This is a genomic window from Methylobacterium nonmethylotrophicum, from assembly GCF_004745635.1.
GTDB lineage: Bacteria > Pseudomonadota > Alphaproteobacteria > Rhizobiales > Beijerinckiaceae > Methylobacterium > Methylobacterium nonmethylotrophicum.
This window is the reverse complement of sequence record NZ_SRLB01000012.1, coordinates 12535-26103: the sequence shown is the minus strand read 5'-3', so window position 1 is coordinate 26103 and position 13569 is coordinate 12535. Positions and strand designations below refer to the sequence as shown.

Here is a 13569-nt window from a genome sequence, read left to right as displayed (position 1 = left end):
CCGCTCACTCCGCAGGGGCCACCCGTCCCGGCACTGGGGCGTGCCCGGCCGTCCCGCCGCCGGCCGGGCCCGGGATGGCCGGCGGCGAGAAGCGCCTCAGGCGCAGGGCGTTCGTGACCACGAACACGCTGGACAAAGCCATCGCGCTGGCGGCCAGGACGGGTGACAGCATCATCCCGTTCAGGGGATACAGCACGCCCGCCGCGACCGGGACGAGGGCGACGTTGTAGGCGAAGGCCCAGAACAGGTTCTGACGGATGTTGCGCATCACCGCCCGCGACACCGCGACCGCGTTCACGACCCCGCGCAGGTCACCCGACATCAGGACGACGCCGGCGCTCTCGACGGCAACGTCCGTCCCGGTCCCCACCGCAAGGCCGACGTCCGCCTCGGCGAGGGCGGGAGCATCGTTGATGCCGTCCCCGACGAAGGCGACCTTGCCGCCCGCGGCCGAGCGAAGCCCCTTCACGGCCGCGACCTTGCCGTCGGGCAGCACCTCCGCCACGACCTCGTCGATCCCGACCTTGCGAGCGATGGCCTCGGCGGTCCGGCGGTTGTCGCCCGTGACCATCGCCACCCTCAGCCCAAGCGCCCGGAGGGCCCTGACCGCGGCCGGCGAGTTCTCCCGCACCGGGTCGGCGACGGCGAGGATGGCGACCGGCCGGCCGTCGACCGCGGCGTAGAGAGGACTCTTGCCCTCCCCGCCGAGCCGGACCGCCTCGGGCGCGAAGCCGGAGACGTCGTAGCCGAGGCGGGCCATGAACCGGTCGGCGCCCACCTCCACCTTTCGGCCCGCCACGCGGCCGGAGACGCCGAAGCCCGGCACAGCCTCGAACTCCTGGACGGGGCCGACGGCCAGCCCGCGGCGCTTCGCCGCCTCCACCACGGCGGTGCCGACCGGGTGCTCCGAGCGGGCCTCGACCGCGGCGACCAGGGCCAGCACCTCGTTACCGTCTGCCCCTGCAGCCGGCGCGAGGTCGGTCAGCTCCGGGCGCCCCTCCGTCAGCGTCCCGGTCTTGTCGAATGCCACCGTGCCCACGTCGCGGAGGGCCTGGAGCGCATCGCCGTGGCGGAAGAGGACGCCGAGTTCGGCGGCGCGGCCCGTGCCCACCATGATCGAGGTCGGCGTGGCGAGGCCCATCGCGCAGGGGCAGGCGATGATCAGGACGGCGACGGCGTTCACCAGGGCGAGGCCGAGGGCGGGCGCCGGGCCGAACGCGACCCAGGCGACGAACGTCGCGGCGGCCGTCGCCATGACGGCGGGAACGAACCAGCCGGTCACCCGGTCGACGGCGGCCTGGATCGGGAGCTTCGAGCCCTGCGCCTCCTCTACCATGCGCACGATGCGCGCGAGAACCGTGTCGCCGCCCACGCGCGTGACCCGGAAGTCGAAACCGCCGGTCGCGTTCACGGTGCCTCCGACGACCATGTCGCCCGTGTTCTTGGCGACTGGGACGGGTTCGCCGGTGATCATCGCCTCGTCCACGTGGCTGGATCCGGCGACGACCTCGCCGTCGACCGCGACCCTCTCGCCTGGACGCACCCGGACGACGTCCCCGACGCGCAGGGCCGCGACCTCCACCTCGGCCTCGCCACCGTCCCGGACCACGCGCGCCGTCGTCGGAGCGAGCGACATCAGCCGCTCGATGGCGGCGCCCGTGCGTCCCTTCGCACGCGCTTCGAGGTAGCGCCCGAGCAGGACGAGGAAGACGATGACGGCTGCCGCCTCGTAGTAGACGTTCCCCGTGCCCGCCGGCAGCAGCCCGGGAAGGAAGGTCGCCACAAGCGAGTAGCCATAGGCCGCGCTCGTGCCGAGCGCCACGAGGGAGTTCATGTCCGGGTGCCCTCGCAGCAGCGCCGGGACGCCCTTCCTGAGGAAGCGCAAGCCTGGGCCGAACAGGACGAGGCCAGCGAGCGCCGCCTCGGCCGTCCAGGTCGCACGCATGCCGACGGTATGCGTCACCCACGCGTGCAGCGCGGGGACGAGGTGCGACCCCATCTCGACGGCGAACAGCGGGAGCGCGAGGGCGAGCGCGAGCAGGAGGTCGCGGCGCAGGCCGGCCGCCTCGGCCTCGCGTGCCTCGCGCGCCTGGTCGGTGCCCCGGTCCTCCCCGACCGTGCGCGCCTCGTAGCCCGTCCCTTCCACGGCCTCCAGGAGGTCCGCCTCCCTCACGGCGCCCGCCGGGTGACGCACCGTCGCGCGTCCCGTTGCCAAGTTCACGGCGGCGCCTGTCACCCCTGGTATGCGGGCAAGGGCCTGCTCGACGCGCGAGACGCAGGACGCACAGGTCATGCCGTCGACCGCGATCTCGGTCCGGGCCTCCGGCACGGCGTAGCCCGCCTCCTCGATGGCGTGGACGGCGGCCGCCGGGTCTGCGGCGCCGGAGAACCGCACACGCGCGCGGGCCGTCGCCAGGTTCACCGCCGCTTCGGCGACGCCGGGAAGCCGACCGAGCGCGGCCTCGACCCGACCGACGCAGGATGCGCAGCTCATGCCCTCCACCGGTAGGCTGAGCTGCCGTCCCGGGGCGGCATGGTCAGTGGAAGCTTGGACGACGTCCTGGCCCATGGTCGGTGCCCTCCTCTGTCTCGACTTCCACGGACAGATAAGGCTTCCAACGATGGGAAGGTCAACGGGATCCCGGCGATCCCACCGGCCTGGACCACGGAACCGATAGGAACGGGATCGCGCCTTCCGCACGAATGGCCGCCGGCCCTTGACCTTCCCATCGTTGGAAGGACCATGTGGGTGGGGAACGCGCTACAGAGGAGATGGTCATGCTGCGTTTCCACGTGTCGAACATGAACTGCGGCGGCTGCGCCAAGGGCGTCACCCGTGCCGTCCAGGGTCTTGACGGCGACGTGAGGGTCGACGTCGACCTGTCCAGCCGGGAGATCACCGTCCGCGGCGCCGTCGACCCGTCGCGAGTGGTGGCGGCCCTCAAGCAAGCCGGGTACGAAGCCCGGGCGCTGGGCGCCTGAATCACGCGCCCGCGGGATCCACCGGCTAGAGTGCCGGGATCCCGCGGCCCCTGGCTTGCATTGTCCGGCACAGCCGTGAGACAGTTCAGGCGGGCGTGTTTCGAAGCGGACGAACCTTGCTTTCGTTGAGGACCCTCCTCGTCGCGATGGTCGCGGCGTGCCTGGCGGCCTTCCCGGCCGGCATCTGGCGCGCATCCGCACCCATCGGCGTGACTGCGTCCCGCGCCGCGGACAGCTTGCGGTACGCGCATGGCGGGGCGCGCCACCACCATGGCGTGACCGGGCCGCACGAGGACGCCCCGGTTTCGTTCACGGCCGAGCCCGATGACGACGGCTGCATGCATCACGCGTCCGGCGGCAAGCGCTGTGCCCCAACCTGCTGCGGCTTCGCCTGCCATGCCTTCGAGTCCTCGCTCGCGCCCGGGCTGACGGACCCGCCCAGCCGCACCTCCGATTGCCATGTGACGAACGACGAGCAAGTCGAGGGCGGCACGCCTTTCCGCATCGAGCGCCCACCCAGGGCAGCCTGAACCGGGGCGGACCCGCGTCCGCCTCGCGCGAGGCTTCCGTCAGCGGAACTCATCGCGTCGCTCGACTGACCGGTTCGCGTCCTTGCCCGCGGGCAAGGCCATGTCCCGTGCCTGCCCCCTTCGGCCGCTTGCCTGACGCCAACCCGGCGGCGGGCCGGGAACCGCTGCCTCGTCGAGGCGGAGGGCGAGGCGGCGTGACCACCGACCGGTCGTCCATTCGCGTGTCCCGAACGGCACCACCCGCGCCGCGTCCTGCCTGGCCTATGGCGAGGCTCGCGCAGGCCGGTCGTGCCGAGGGACCGACCAGGCCATCGTACCAGGATCGACTAGTGACAACGAACTTGTTCCGGGCATTCGCCGCGGCTGGGGCGCTTGCCCTCGTGGCCGGGCCCGCCCTATCGCATGACGAGGGCGCCACGGCGGGCGGGATCCACATCGAGGGGATCGCCGCCACCCCGGCGAGACCAGGCGAGACGAGCCGGGTCACGTTCACCATCGAGAACGACGGGCCGGACCGGGCCGTGCTGGTGGGACTGCTCCTGCCCACCGGCGAGCCGTCGCAGGTGCGCGGGTTCCTGGGTGGGGGCCACAGCGCCGCGATGGCCGGCGTGCGCGTCGGGGCGGGTGACGTCTACGGGCTCGGCGACCGCACGGCCTGGATCGACATCGGCCCCCTTCGGAACGAGCTGCCAGACGGCGCGACGGTCCCGGCCGTCATCCGGTTCGACAGCTTCGATGTTCCGGTCACGCTGCATGTGGGCGGCATGCCTGCGGCCGGCACACCTGCGGCCCGGGCATCCCGGTGAGCGGCATGCCACCACCTCCGATATCGCTGGCCGACCCCGCCGGGCTTTTCTCGGCGGAGCTACCCGCCCGGATCGAGCAGGGCTTCGAGCGGCGGGCGCTGGCCCCCCGGATCGGGGTCGTCCTCATCCTCCTGCTGGGTGCCCTCGCCGACTACGGCCACGGCGAACGCACGGGTCATTGGGTCGTGCTCGGGGCCTACGTCCTCGTCACGCTGCTGGCAACGGCCGGCGCCCGGGCGCGGTCCGAACGCGTCCGCTCCTGGCTCCCGCTCGCGGCGACATGCGCCGACGCGGCCATCGCGGTCTACGTGGTCGCCGACCACGTGCCTCGTTACAGCGGCGAGGCCCACCTCGCGACCGACGCGGTCAGCCTATTGCCGGCGTACCTGTTCCTGCTGCAGACCGGCATGCGTCTCAGGCCCCGGCTCGCCGCGCTCTTCGCGGCGCTCGTGGCCGCCGGGTGGGCGACGGCGCTGGCCTTGCTCCTCGACCCCGCGCGCCTCGGTCCGGACGGCGCGCACGTCCTGGTCCGCCAGGGGATGGGCCTCGCTGCGTTCGCTGTCGCGTCGGGCTTCGTCGTGTCGACGACGGCGTGGATGCGTGCCGCGGCCGCCGCGGCGTTGCGCGCCGGGGAGGAGCGGCTGATGCTGTCCAGGTTCCTGCCGGACGGCGTGGCCACCGAGGTCGTCCGCACGGGCGGCACGGCTTCCGTGGCCGAGCGCCACGCGACCCTGCTCAGCGTGGACCTGCGGGGTTCCTCGGCTCTCGCCAGGGCGTACCCGCCTGCGCTCTCCATCGCTTGGCTGCTGGAATTCCGGCGGCTCGTCCATGACGCGGTGACGACCCATGGCGGCGTAGTCGACAAGTACGTCGGCGACGGGGTGCTGGCGCTGTTCCTCGACGGCGATGCCGGCGAGCAGGCTGGCCGGGCACTGGCCGCAGCGGAGGCGATGCTCGACACCCTGACCGCGCTGAACCGCGAGCGGTCCAGGGCGGGGCGCCCGACGCTGCGGGTCATCGCCGCACTGCACTGCGGCCCGGTCCTGGCCGGCGTGTTCGACGACGGCCGGCGCGCCGAGTTCACGGTGCTCGGGACGGTCATGAACGACCTGTCGCGGATCGAGCGGCGCGCCAAGGAGGAAGACCTGGATGTGGTCGCCAGCGCCGACGTCCTGCGCCGGTTCGGCGCCGACGCGCCCGAACGGCTGGCTCCCCGCTCTTTGCCGCCCTCGGGGGAAACAACCCTGCCGCGCCTCTTCGCACTCCGCCTCGGCGCAGCCGAGCGGCCGGCGGAGAAAGGCGGGCGCGGCCTCCCGTCAGCCTCCCCCTCCATTGTCACCGACCCGGGAAGCGTGCCGTGAAAGCCACCCCGTCGTCCGGCACAGCGCCTTCCCCCGCCGAAGGCAGCGGCACGCCCGGCTTTGCAGGCCCCCACGGAAGGAACGTCGCCGCGCCCGACGACGCGACGTGGCGACGTTCCGTCCGCTCCCCGCGAGTGATGAACGGAAGGAGGCCGCGACCATGACACGCCCCGTAAAGCGCTGTCCGAAAGGAATTCCGCTGCTGCGCTCGTCCTGGTCCGCCCTGACGCCAGTGGATCCAGGGGCGGCCGAGGCCGCGCAGGCCTACCTCGCCCTCGCCGACGCCGCCCTGCCCGGCCTCGTCCGGTCCCTCCACCTCGTGGGCTCCGCCGTGCTGGGCGACTTCCGGTCCGGGTCGAGCGACGTGAACTTCGTTGCCGGGACGCACGGTCCGGCCCCGACTCAGGCGCTCGAAGCCGTTCACCAGGACATCGCGCCCGGGCATCCGCTCTCGCGACTCGACGGGATCTACGTCACGGAAGACGAGTTGCGCCTCGGGACGTGGGAGGTGACCGGACCGCAAGTTCGACGCGGGCGGTTCATCCCCACCGGACCGCACGGGCGCCGGGCACTGGATCGGTACGCGTTCGCGACCGGCGCCGTCGCCGCCCGAGGGACGACGCCGACGGGGCTGGAGCATCGCATCTCGTCGCGGGACATCAACCGCGACCTCGTGCTGCTGGCGGGGAAGGCGGTCACGGCCGCCCGTCGCGCGGCGCCGAGCGCCTGGGAGGCGTCCTCCCTCGTCCTCGGCACCGCGCGCTTGCACTACACCCTGCTCACCGGGCGGGTGACGACGAAGACCGACGCCGGCCTGTACGGGCTGGTTACGTTCTCGCCGTGCTGGGCGTCGGTCCTCGACCGGGCCTTAGCCGTCCGACGGGACGGCGCGGGTTCCGCGGCGGTACTCCAGGCCGGGGAGGTCGAGGCTTTTGCCGCCATGGTCGCCGCCGACATGGAGGAACTCGCCCCGGAGGCGCGCGGATGACGTTCACGTCGGCGCGGGTTCCGTTCGGCGTCGCGGCGTTGCTCCGCCTACGCGGGTCGCGACGTGGACATCCCGGGCGCGGCAGCCACGCGTCCGAGCGCGCCACGGGGTCGCCGCGTGCCGTCGCTCGAAGGGCGCTTATGGCGCGCTTCGGGCATCGCGCCCTTGTGGGGGCTAAACGGCTTCTCAAGCGGCTTTGAGCTCGTCACAGGGGGCGGGATCAGAAGATCAGGTACACCGCCACAACAGTGGCAACGAGGGTCAGGGCACATCCCAGAATGGAAATCGGTTCTTCGCCGTTTCCTCCGTCTCGGAATCGTACCACAGCGCCTCATCGTCATGTGTCACGGCGGTCTTCCTCGCTTGTCCCCTGCCGGGATTGGGCGCTCCCAGAGGGTTCAGGCCTGAGCGTTAAATCGCAGCCAACGGCATGCCGGGGGTGCCGCGACGGATCGTCGCGTGCCTGCAACGCGGGACCAACCGAAAGGGGCGTTGCCGCAAGGTGGATCGTGCCTGCCGGCACGCCGGCCCGGAAGGCGAAGCGAGGGCAAGTGGGCCGCGACTGCCCCGAAGCGATGCTTGGTTCGGATCGGATCCAGGCGGACGTGCTCGGGCGTCAGGCTAGGTCGAGGCCGAGCCGAATGTCTGCAGGACCATTCCCGGACGAGGGCGGACCGACATTTCGGTCATTCGTCATTTGGGGTTGATGGCCCCGCGTGACTTTCTCTAGCGCCGCCCTCAGACGGCGAGGAGCGTCCCGGGACGACGCACGGCCCGACGGCCCGCGTTGGCGCCCCCGAGGGGCTGCCCCCCTCGCTCGCGGCCTTGGCCGCGAGACCTCGGTCGCGGATCACCCCGGCCGAGTTCACGTCACGATGCTCGTCCAGCCCGCACGGGCAGACGTGCTGGCGCAGCGATAGCGGCTTTGGCACAACCGCCCCGCATCGCCGGCACTCCTGCGACGTCCCCCTGGCATCGACGCAGATCAACTCGCCACCGGCCCTGGCAGCCTTGTAGCGGACGAACTGCACGAGCTTGCCTCATCCCGCATCGAGGATGGACCTGTTCAACCCCCTCTTCTGGGCGACGTGCGTGCCCGGCTCCTCGACAGTCCCCGCAATCGAGCGGGTCATGTTCCGGATGCGCAGATCCTCCAGCACGACGAGCGCATGCTCGCGCGCCAGCCGCGCCGAGACGCGGTGGAGATGCTGGTCCCGCGTGTTCGCCACCGCCCGGAGTTGGCGCGCCAGCCGTGCCTTGACCTTGCGCCGGCGGTTCGAGCCCTTGCGGCATCGTGCGAGCGCCCGGCGGGACACCCGGATCTCGCGCTCGCGACGCGAGGCTGGTCGGACGTTCGGGATGCGGCAGCGCCTCGACGCCAAGGTCGCCGCCCACCGCCTCGCCGGCGGGTGGCGTAGCCGCCACCACCTCATTGGTCTCGACGGTGAAGCCGACGTACCGGTGCCGGCCCTTGCGGGTGAACGTCACGCCCAGGATCTTGGCGTCGGACGGAAGCGCCCGGTCGTGGTTAAGGCGGATCGGGCGGTCAAAACCCTTGAGCCGGATGCGGTCGCCCTCGTGCCGCAGGCCTGCGGCCTCAAGCAGGCCGAAGGTGTTCCAGCGCGAGACTGGCTTGAAGCGTGGGAATCCAGGCTTGAGCCCGCGCTTGATCCGTCCGAAGAACCCGGTGAAGCCGTCCTCGACGCGCTTGAGCGTCCAGCGACCCATGTTGGCCGGAGCGGCCAGCCTGGTCGTCGCGCTGGGGGGGGCTGCGGGAGAACCGGGCCCGGCTGTCGGCCAAGACGCCGATGGCCGGGGTGATGGACTTCCTGTTCAAGCGCTGGGCGGCGTTCATGCGCTTCCTTGAGGACGGGCGGGTCTACCTGAGCAACGCCGCCGCCGCCGAGCGGGCGCTGCGCGGGATCGCGGTGGGCCGCCGCAACTGGACGTTCGCTGGCTCGGACGCGGGCGGACGGGCGGCGCGCGGCGGCGCTGTACACGCTGACCGAGACCGCCAAGCTCAACGCGGTCGATCCCCGGGCCTGGCTGGCCGACGTGCTGGCCCGACTGCCGGCCCATCCCGCGCGCCGGATCGACGAACTCCTCCCCTGGAACTGGACACCGCCCCAGCAATCCCAGAGTGCCGCCTGACCTCGCGAGCGCGCAATGATGCTCGCCGCGCGGCCGTCGCCGAACGCGTACGGTGACTGACGTGCACCATCCTCTCAGGATGCATCGGCGACCTCCATCGTCGGGACGAGCGTTCGTTCGCGATGCCTCGAACGGATGCCGGCGGGGCCGACCGGTGGCGGCGGGGCAGGACGCATGGCCGGACGGTGACCCGGATGGGCTGGCGTCCGGCCGAAGCCCGATGCGGCCCCTCCCACGCGTGGAGGGAGGCCCCCGCAGGGCGCTCCCACCCTTGGACGGCGCCGGGGAATCGGACGCGGGCCCAATTTCGGGGGCCGCCCGGAAAGCCACAAACGGCACCATCGGCACGCGGGCGCCGCTCCGCCGGCTTCGCGCCCTGACCGCCCGGCCCGGGCGGCGTCTTTCACCCGGGCCGGACGCCGCGGAGGCGTCGGGGCAAGCGTTCCTTCGCGACCCGGACCGCGCCTACCGAACGGGACTCCACCCAACGCACCTCTCCAGCAGGCGGGTCGGGTGCCTCGCATAGTCGATGCCCGTTCCCTGCTCGTCCTCCGCGGCGGCGAAGGCGGCATAGTGAATGGATTGCAGGAAGGCGTTCCCGGGCAACCGGTCGGCGAGGAGCAGTATCGGCCCGACGCCGCCGCCGTGGGCGAGAGCGAGCCGGCCTGCGGCGAGGGCTCCCGCCAGGTCGGCGAGCAGGCGCCTGTCGTCGGGCCGGAACGCGGCGAGCGCCGCGCTCGCCTCGTCGTAGGCGGTCGCGAGGGCGTCGTCCTCCTGCCAGGCGTCGTGAAAACCCTCGCCGTCGCGCAGGTGCTTCCGGCGCACCCCCTGCCGCTTGGCGGCCCAGTCCCGGGCGTAGGCGTCGTTGAGGACGAGCAGCGTGGCCAGCTTCGGGTCGTCGTGCTGCACGAACGCCCAGTCGGGTCCGGCCGGTTTCGGCCGGCACAGGGCATCCTCGACCGTGATGGCGTCCTCCGCCACGCCGAGCCACGCGCGGAGCCCGGCGCAGCCGTGCTCGTGCTCCGCCTTGCAGTCGTGTCCCAGGGCCACGCCCCATGGGCTGCCGCCTTCCCCGAGCAGGACGACGCGGTTCTGGTTTCCGGCCTTCATGTCAGCCTCCGGGATGACGCGGCGGGAGCGCCTGACAGGGGAGACGATCGCCGCTTTCGCAGGAATGGCAAGGGCGCGCCCGTACCGGGTCGAGCCGGAGGGGCGCGCGCCGGCCGGCCCGGCCCCGGAACCTGTCGTCGGCGCGTTCGTGCGCCCGGTGTCCGCCGACGGAGCCGACCGTCCGTCGAGGCGTCGCGTCGTCAGCGATGGCGCCCGGGTTGTGGATTGCCCGGTCCTTCCCAAACTGGGCACGAGGCGGCCGCGCGCGTCGCGTCGGAGTGAAGGAATTGAGCGGGTCGGGGTCCTGGTTCGCGGACGCGATGCGCGGGAGCGCCGCCGGTCTTGGGGGCACGCACCTCAAGGTCCACGACCTGCTGCGCGCGCTCCCCCTGCAGGCGGTGCGCAACAACCTCGTCGCCGGGCTCGGGCACGCCGGCTCCCGCGGCCGACCGCTCTGGGACCACCAGGCCGAGACCCTGGCGGCGTTGGCGGCCCACCTCGCCGACCCGGCGTGCGACCCGCGGGCCCTGGCGGTGATCCCCACCGCGGGCGGCAAGACCGAGATCATCGTCAGGCTGGTGGAGGCGACCGGTCTCGACGCGGGCGGCGCGCGCCTGGCGGTCCCGACCATCGTGCTGGAGCCCTCGCGCCACCTCATCCGGCAGACAGTCGAGACGTTCCGCGAGCGCTTCCCGGCCCTGCAGGTGTCCGGGCTCCTCGCGCCGGACGACCGGCCGCGCAACGTGACGGTGATGAGCTACGATCTCTTCGTCAACATGCTCCGCGACGGCAGGCTGCTCCCCGGCGACGTCGGGGCGGTCGTCATGGACGAGGCCCACCGCGGGCTCTCGGACCTGCGGCAGGACCTGATCCGCCGGTTCCTCGACCACGCCGTGGTCACGGCGTTCAGCGCCACGCCCGCCTTCGACGCGAACAAGACCGTGCACGCGCTGCTCGGCTCGGAGAACGAGGTCATCAAGGTCGCGGACGAGCGCCTACGGCGCGAGGGGATCATCTCCCCCGTGGCCAACTACGTCCTGCGCGTCGACGTCGTCGGCGCCCTGCCGGACGACCCCGCCCTCAGGCGCGCCATCCTCAGGAAGGCCGGACACGAAGCCCTGGTCGGCTTCCTCGCCACCTACGAGGAGCCGGCCACGGGCCTGCGCCTGCGCGACAAGGCCTTCTTCGGCTACGCCAACGGCATCCGGCAGGCCGAGGGGCTCGCCGCCGCGATGACGGCGGCGGGCATGCCGGCCCGCGGGGTCAAGGGCAGCGACGGCCTGGAGGCGTTGAAGGCCAACCTTCTAGACCTGCGGGACGGGCACCTGCGGGCGCTGGTCAACGACAAGGTGCTCGTGGAGGGGGTGAACCTGCCGCAGGCGCGCGGCGTGGTCGCCTTTGATGCGACCTCGTCCCTGGTCAAGCACGTCCAGCGCTGCGGGCGCGCCAGGCGCCTCGACCCCGCGCTCGACCGATCCGACCCGCGGCAGATGTCCTCCGTGGTCGAGGCGATGGTCTGCATCGACGGGATGCCGCTCGACACGCAGCGCATCTACGCCGAGGCCATCGGCGACCTGTCGGTGGCCCGGGTCTACGACACGCCCCGCCAGGACGCGGCGGCGCTCGCGCGCGAGATCGTGCGGGACCGGCCGGCGGAGGCGGGCGGGGAGGAGGACCGGGAGGAGGCGTCCGAGATGGACGAGGCCATCGGTCGCCTGGAGGAGGGCCGACGGTCGGGCGCCAGAGGGGCGGGGCCCCGCGCGCCCGTCGACGCGGAGCGGTGGGCGGACGCCTTCTCGGTCATGGGTAGCCTGGATGGCATCCACTACCTGCTCGCCGAGCGCGAGGGCCCGCGGCGCCTGGAAGGCATGCTGCACCGCGTCCAGGTGGCCCGCGCCATCGGCATCCGGACGGACGACCCCCACCTCAAGGACCTGTTCGGCGAGTTGGAGGAGGCGGCGCGGGCTGGCCTGACCCCTGAGGTCGCGGGCGTCGCCGTCCATGCGGGCTTCCACAGGTTCGAGCGCCAGCGCGCGTTCTACGTCCACGTCGACGACGTGCCACGCGTCGGCGTCGAGGTCTTCAGGCGATCCGGGCGGATGCTGGCGGCCGGGACCATGCCGGACAACTTCGGCGCCGAGCGCCAGGCCGGATGGCTGACGCGCACCGAGGCCGCCTTCGCCTGCAACCTGAACCCCTACCACCCCGCCTTCACGGCCGTCTGGGACGCGGCGCTGGCCGGCACGCTCGGCGCGTTCGAGGGCGGCCCCCTGATCCGGCTGCTGCGCGACGGCGGCAAGCCCAAGCTCCACGTGCACGAGCGGGGATTGGAGGTGTTCCGCCGGCACCTGGGCGTCCAGGGTCCCACGCTGCCCGCCAAGCGCGCCGACCAGGCGTCGGTGTGGGAGGTGATGCGCGCGCTGGGCGTCAGCAAGCGCCTGACCCGGTTCCGGGAGCAATGGGACCGGATGGTCGAGGACTGCATGCGGGACGGGCAGGTCGTCCGGGACGGGCGCCGGGTTGGGTTCGGGTTCGTCCGCGGGGCGAACGGCAGCCCCGTCCCCGCGCTGGACAGGGCCGAGATCGCGTGGTTCGCGCAGCTCACCGGCGTCGCCGGCCTGATCGAGCCGTCCGAGGAGTGGCTCACCATCAACGAGGCGGGGCGCGCCATCTCGACGTCGCCCTACGCCACGCCGGCGCTCAAGGATCTCTGGATGGAGATCCGGCGCTCCTACGAGGAGACCGGCGTCGGCAGGGCGGCGGGCCGGGAGTGGCACAGCGCGATGGCCAAGGGGACGGAGGTCGGCGCCTTCCGGCTGCACCGGTCCGAGATGGACGCGCTCGCCGCCGCCATCGGGCGCGGCAGGGACCGGCTCATGACCGACGAGTGGCTGAGCGCGAAGAAGGTCGCCGCCCTCCTGAACCAGAACCCGGACAGGGGGAGGTTCCGCGAGGTGTGGGACGGCCTCCTCGAATGCCTGGAGGCGGGGGAGCCCCCCGTCCTGGATGGCGTGGCGTTGCGTATGGAGGCCCGCCTACTGGGCGGCAAGCCCGTCCCTTGCCTGCACGTCTCGGAGGTCGACGCGCTCGGGCGCATGACGGGCGGGCGCAGGTCCGCCGGACCCAAGGGCGACGCGTGGCAGGGGATGGCCGACGCCGCCGGCCATTTCGGGAAGCATCCGACGGACCCGACCTTCCGGCGGTCCTGGCAGGCCCTGGTGGTGGCGGCCGAGGACGGGCCGGTGCTGGACGGCGCACGCGCCGTGAGGTTCGAGTACCGGACGGCGACGAAGGCCGTCTGGTGCCTTCACCGGGACGAGCTCGAATGGTTCGGCAAGCGAACCTGGCCGAAGCGGCGTCCCCCCGTGCCGAGGCCCTACGTCCCCCTCGCGGACCTGCGCGCGGGCGAGGCCGTCGAGGGGGCGCTGGACGCCTTCGACCTCGTGGCCGAGGAAGTGGACGGGCTGCTCGCCGACGCTTCGCCGCTGTCGCTCCTCGGGCGGGAGGGGTTGCGCTTCGAGCGGCTTCCGGAAGGCGGGCTGGCCGTCCATCCGGACGACGTCGCCGGGTTTCTCGATTCCGTAAGGGAACTCTCCGAGACCGCCCCTTCGCCGTAAGTGGTTGAGGGGTCCGGCACCGCC

General features: G+C 72.7%; 10 protein-coding genes and 1 pseudogene. 7 read left to right on the top strand and 4 right to left on the bottom strand.

Annotation, left to right across the window (positions count from 1 at the left end; all coding sequences use genetic code 11):
* Positions 1 to 4: 4 nt before the first annotated feature.
* The gene (locus tag EU555_RS17125) at positions 5 to 2569 is read right to left on the bottom strand and encodes a heavy metal translocating P-type ATPase (protein ID WP_135416192.1); all 2565 of its coding nucleotides are present in this window, start codon (positions 2567 to 2569) and stop codon (positions 5 to 7) included.
* Positions 2570 to 2778: 209 nt separating this feature from the next.
* Here EU555_RS17125 and EU555_RS17120 point away from each other — a divergent pair, with 209 nt between their 5' ends.
* The 5 genes from EU555_RS17120 to EU555_RS17100 all read left to right on the top strand — a co-directional run bounded on the left by EU555_RS17120 (position 2779) and on the right by EU555_RS17100 (position 6667).
* Positions 2779 to 2982: a heavy-metal-associated domain-containing protein gene (locus EU555_RS17120; protein WP_099900565.1), complete on the top strand. Its 204-nt coding sequence runs from the start codon at positions 2779 to 2781 to the stop codon at positions 2980 to 2982.
* Positions 2983 to 3107: 125 nt separating this feature from the next.
* Positions 3108 to 3512: a hypothetical protein gene (locus EU555_RS17115; protein WP_135416190.1), complete on the top strand. Its 405-nt coding sequence runs from the start codon at positions 3108 to 3110 to the stop codon at positions 3510 to 3512.
* A 329-nt stretch (positions 3513 to 3841) separates the two neighbouring features.
* On the top strand, positions 3842 to 4318 hold the full coding sequence (locus EU555_RS17110; protein ID WP_135416188.1) for a hypothetical protein: 477 nt from the start codon (positions 3842 to 3844) through the stop codon (positions 4316 to 4318).
* A gap of 5 nt (positions 4319 to 4323) precedes the next feature.
* Positions 4324 to 5679, top strand: coding sequence for an adenylate/guanylate cyclase domain-containing protein (locus tag EU555_RS17105; protein ID WP_135416187.1), 1356 nt, complete (start codon positions 4324 to 4326; stop codon positions 5677 to 5679).
* Between the two features lie 160 nt (positions 5680 to 5839).
* Positions 5840 to 6667 (top strand): aminoglycoside adenylyltransferase domain-containing protein, encoded by an 828-nt coding sequence (locus EU555_RS17100; RefSeq protein ID WP_099956015.1) that lies wholly within the window; start codon positions 5840 to 5842, stop codon positions 6665 to 6667.
* Positions 6668 to 7353: 686 nt separating this feature from the next.
* Here the strand turns inward: EU555_RS17100 and EU555_RS37720 are convergent.
* Both EU555_RS37720 and EU555_RS17090 read right to left on the bottom strand, forming a co-directional pair.
* A complete protein-coding gene (locus tag EU555_RS37720; protein ID WP_099956016.1) occupies positions 7354 to 7698 on the bottom strand; it encodes a zinc ribbon domain-containing protein in 345 nt (114 codons plus the stop codon).
* Between the two features lie 9 nt (positions 7699 to 7707).
* Complete coding sequence (locus EU555_RS17090; RefSeq protein WP_099956017.1) at positions 7708 to 8100, bottom strand: transposase; 393 nt, start codon at positions 8098 to 8100, stop codon at positions 7708 to 7710.
* A 336-nt stretch (positions 8101 to 8436) separates the two neighbouring features.
* Here EU555_RS17090 and EU555_RS17085 point away from each other — a divergent pair.
* Positions 8437 to 8818: pseudogene (locus tag EU555_RS17085) on the top strand (transposase domain-containing protein); the annotation flags it as partial.
* Positions 8819 to 9283: 465 nt separating this feature from the next.
* Here EU555_RS17085 and EU555_RS17080 read toward each other — a convergent pair.
* Complete coding sequence (locus EU555_RS17080) at positions 9284 to 9928, bottom strand: hypothetical protein (protein WP_099956018.1); 645 nt, start codon at positions 9926 to 9928, stop codon at positions 9284 to 9286.
* A 320-nt stretch (positions 9929 to 10248) separates the two neighbouring features.
* Between EU555_RS17080 and EU555_RS17075 the strand changes: the two genes are divergently transcribed.
* Positions 10249 to 13545: a DEAD/DEAH box helicase family protein gene (locus EU555_RS17075; RefSeq protein ID WP_167858576.1), complete on the top strand. Its 3297-nt coding sequence runs from the start codon at positions 10249 to 10251 to the stop codon at positions 13543 to 13545.
* The last annotated feature ends 24 nt before the right edge of the window (positions 13546 to 13569 follow it).

Bases quoted from the DNA above. Each gene is read 5' to 3' on its own strand.
- EU555_RS17100 (WP_099956015.1), top strand. From the start codon at position 5,840: ATGACACGCCCCGTAAAGCGCTGTCCGAAAGGAATTCCGCTGCTGCGC.
- EU555_RS17125 (WP_135416192.1), bottom strand. From the start codon at position 2,569: ATGGGCCAGGACGTCGTCCAAGCTTCCACTGACCATGCCGCCCCGGGA.
- EU555_RS17075 (WP_167858576.1), top strand. From the start codon at position 10,249: ATGCGCGGGAGCGCCGCCGGTCTTGGGGGCACGCACCTCAAGGTCCAC.
- EU555_RS17120 (WP_099900565.1), top strand. From the start codon at position 2,779: ATGCTGCGTTTCCACGTGTCGAACATGAACTGCGGCGGCTGCGCCAAG.
- EU555_RS17090 (WP_099956017.1), bottom strand. From the start codon at position 8,100: ATGAGGTGGTGGCGGCTACGCCACCCGCCGGCGAGGCGGTGGGCGGCG.
- EU555_RS17105 (WP_135416187.1), top strand. From the start codon at position 4,324: ATGCCACCACCTCCGATATCGCTGGCCGACCCCGCCGGGCTTTTCTCG.
- EU555_RS17080 (WP_099956018.1), bottom strand. From the start codon at position 9,928: ATGAAGGCCGGAAACCAGAACCGCGTCGTCCTGCTCGGGGAAGGCGGC.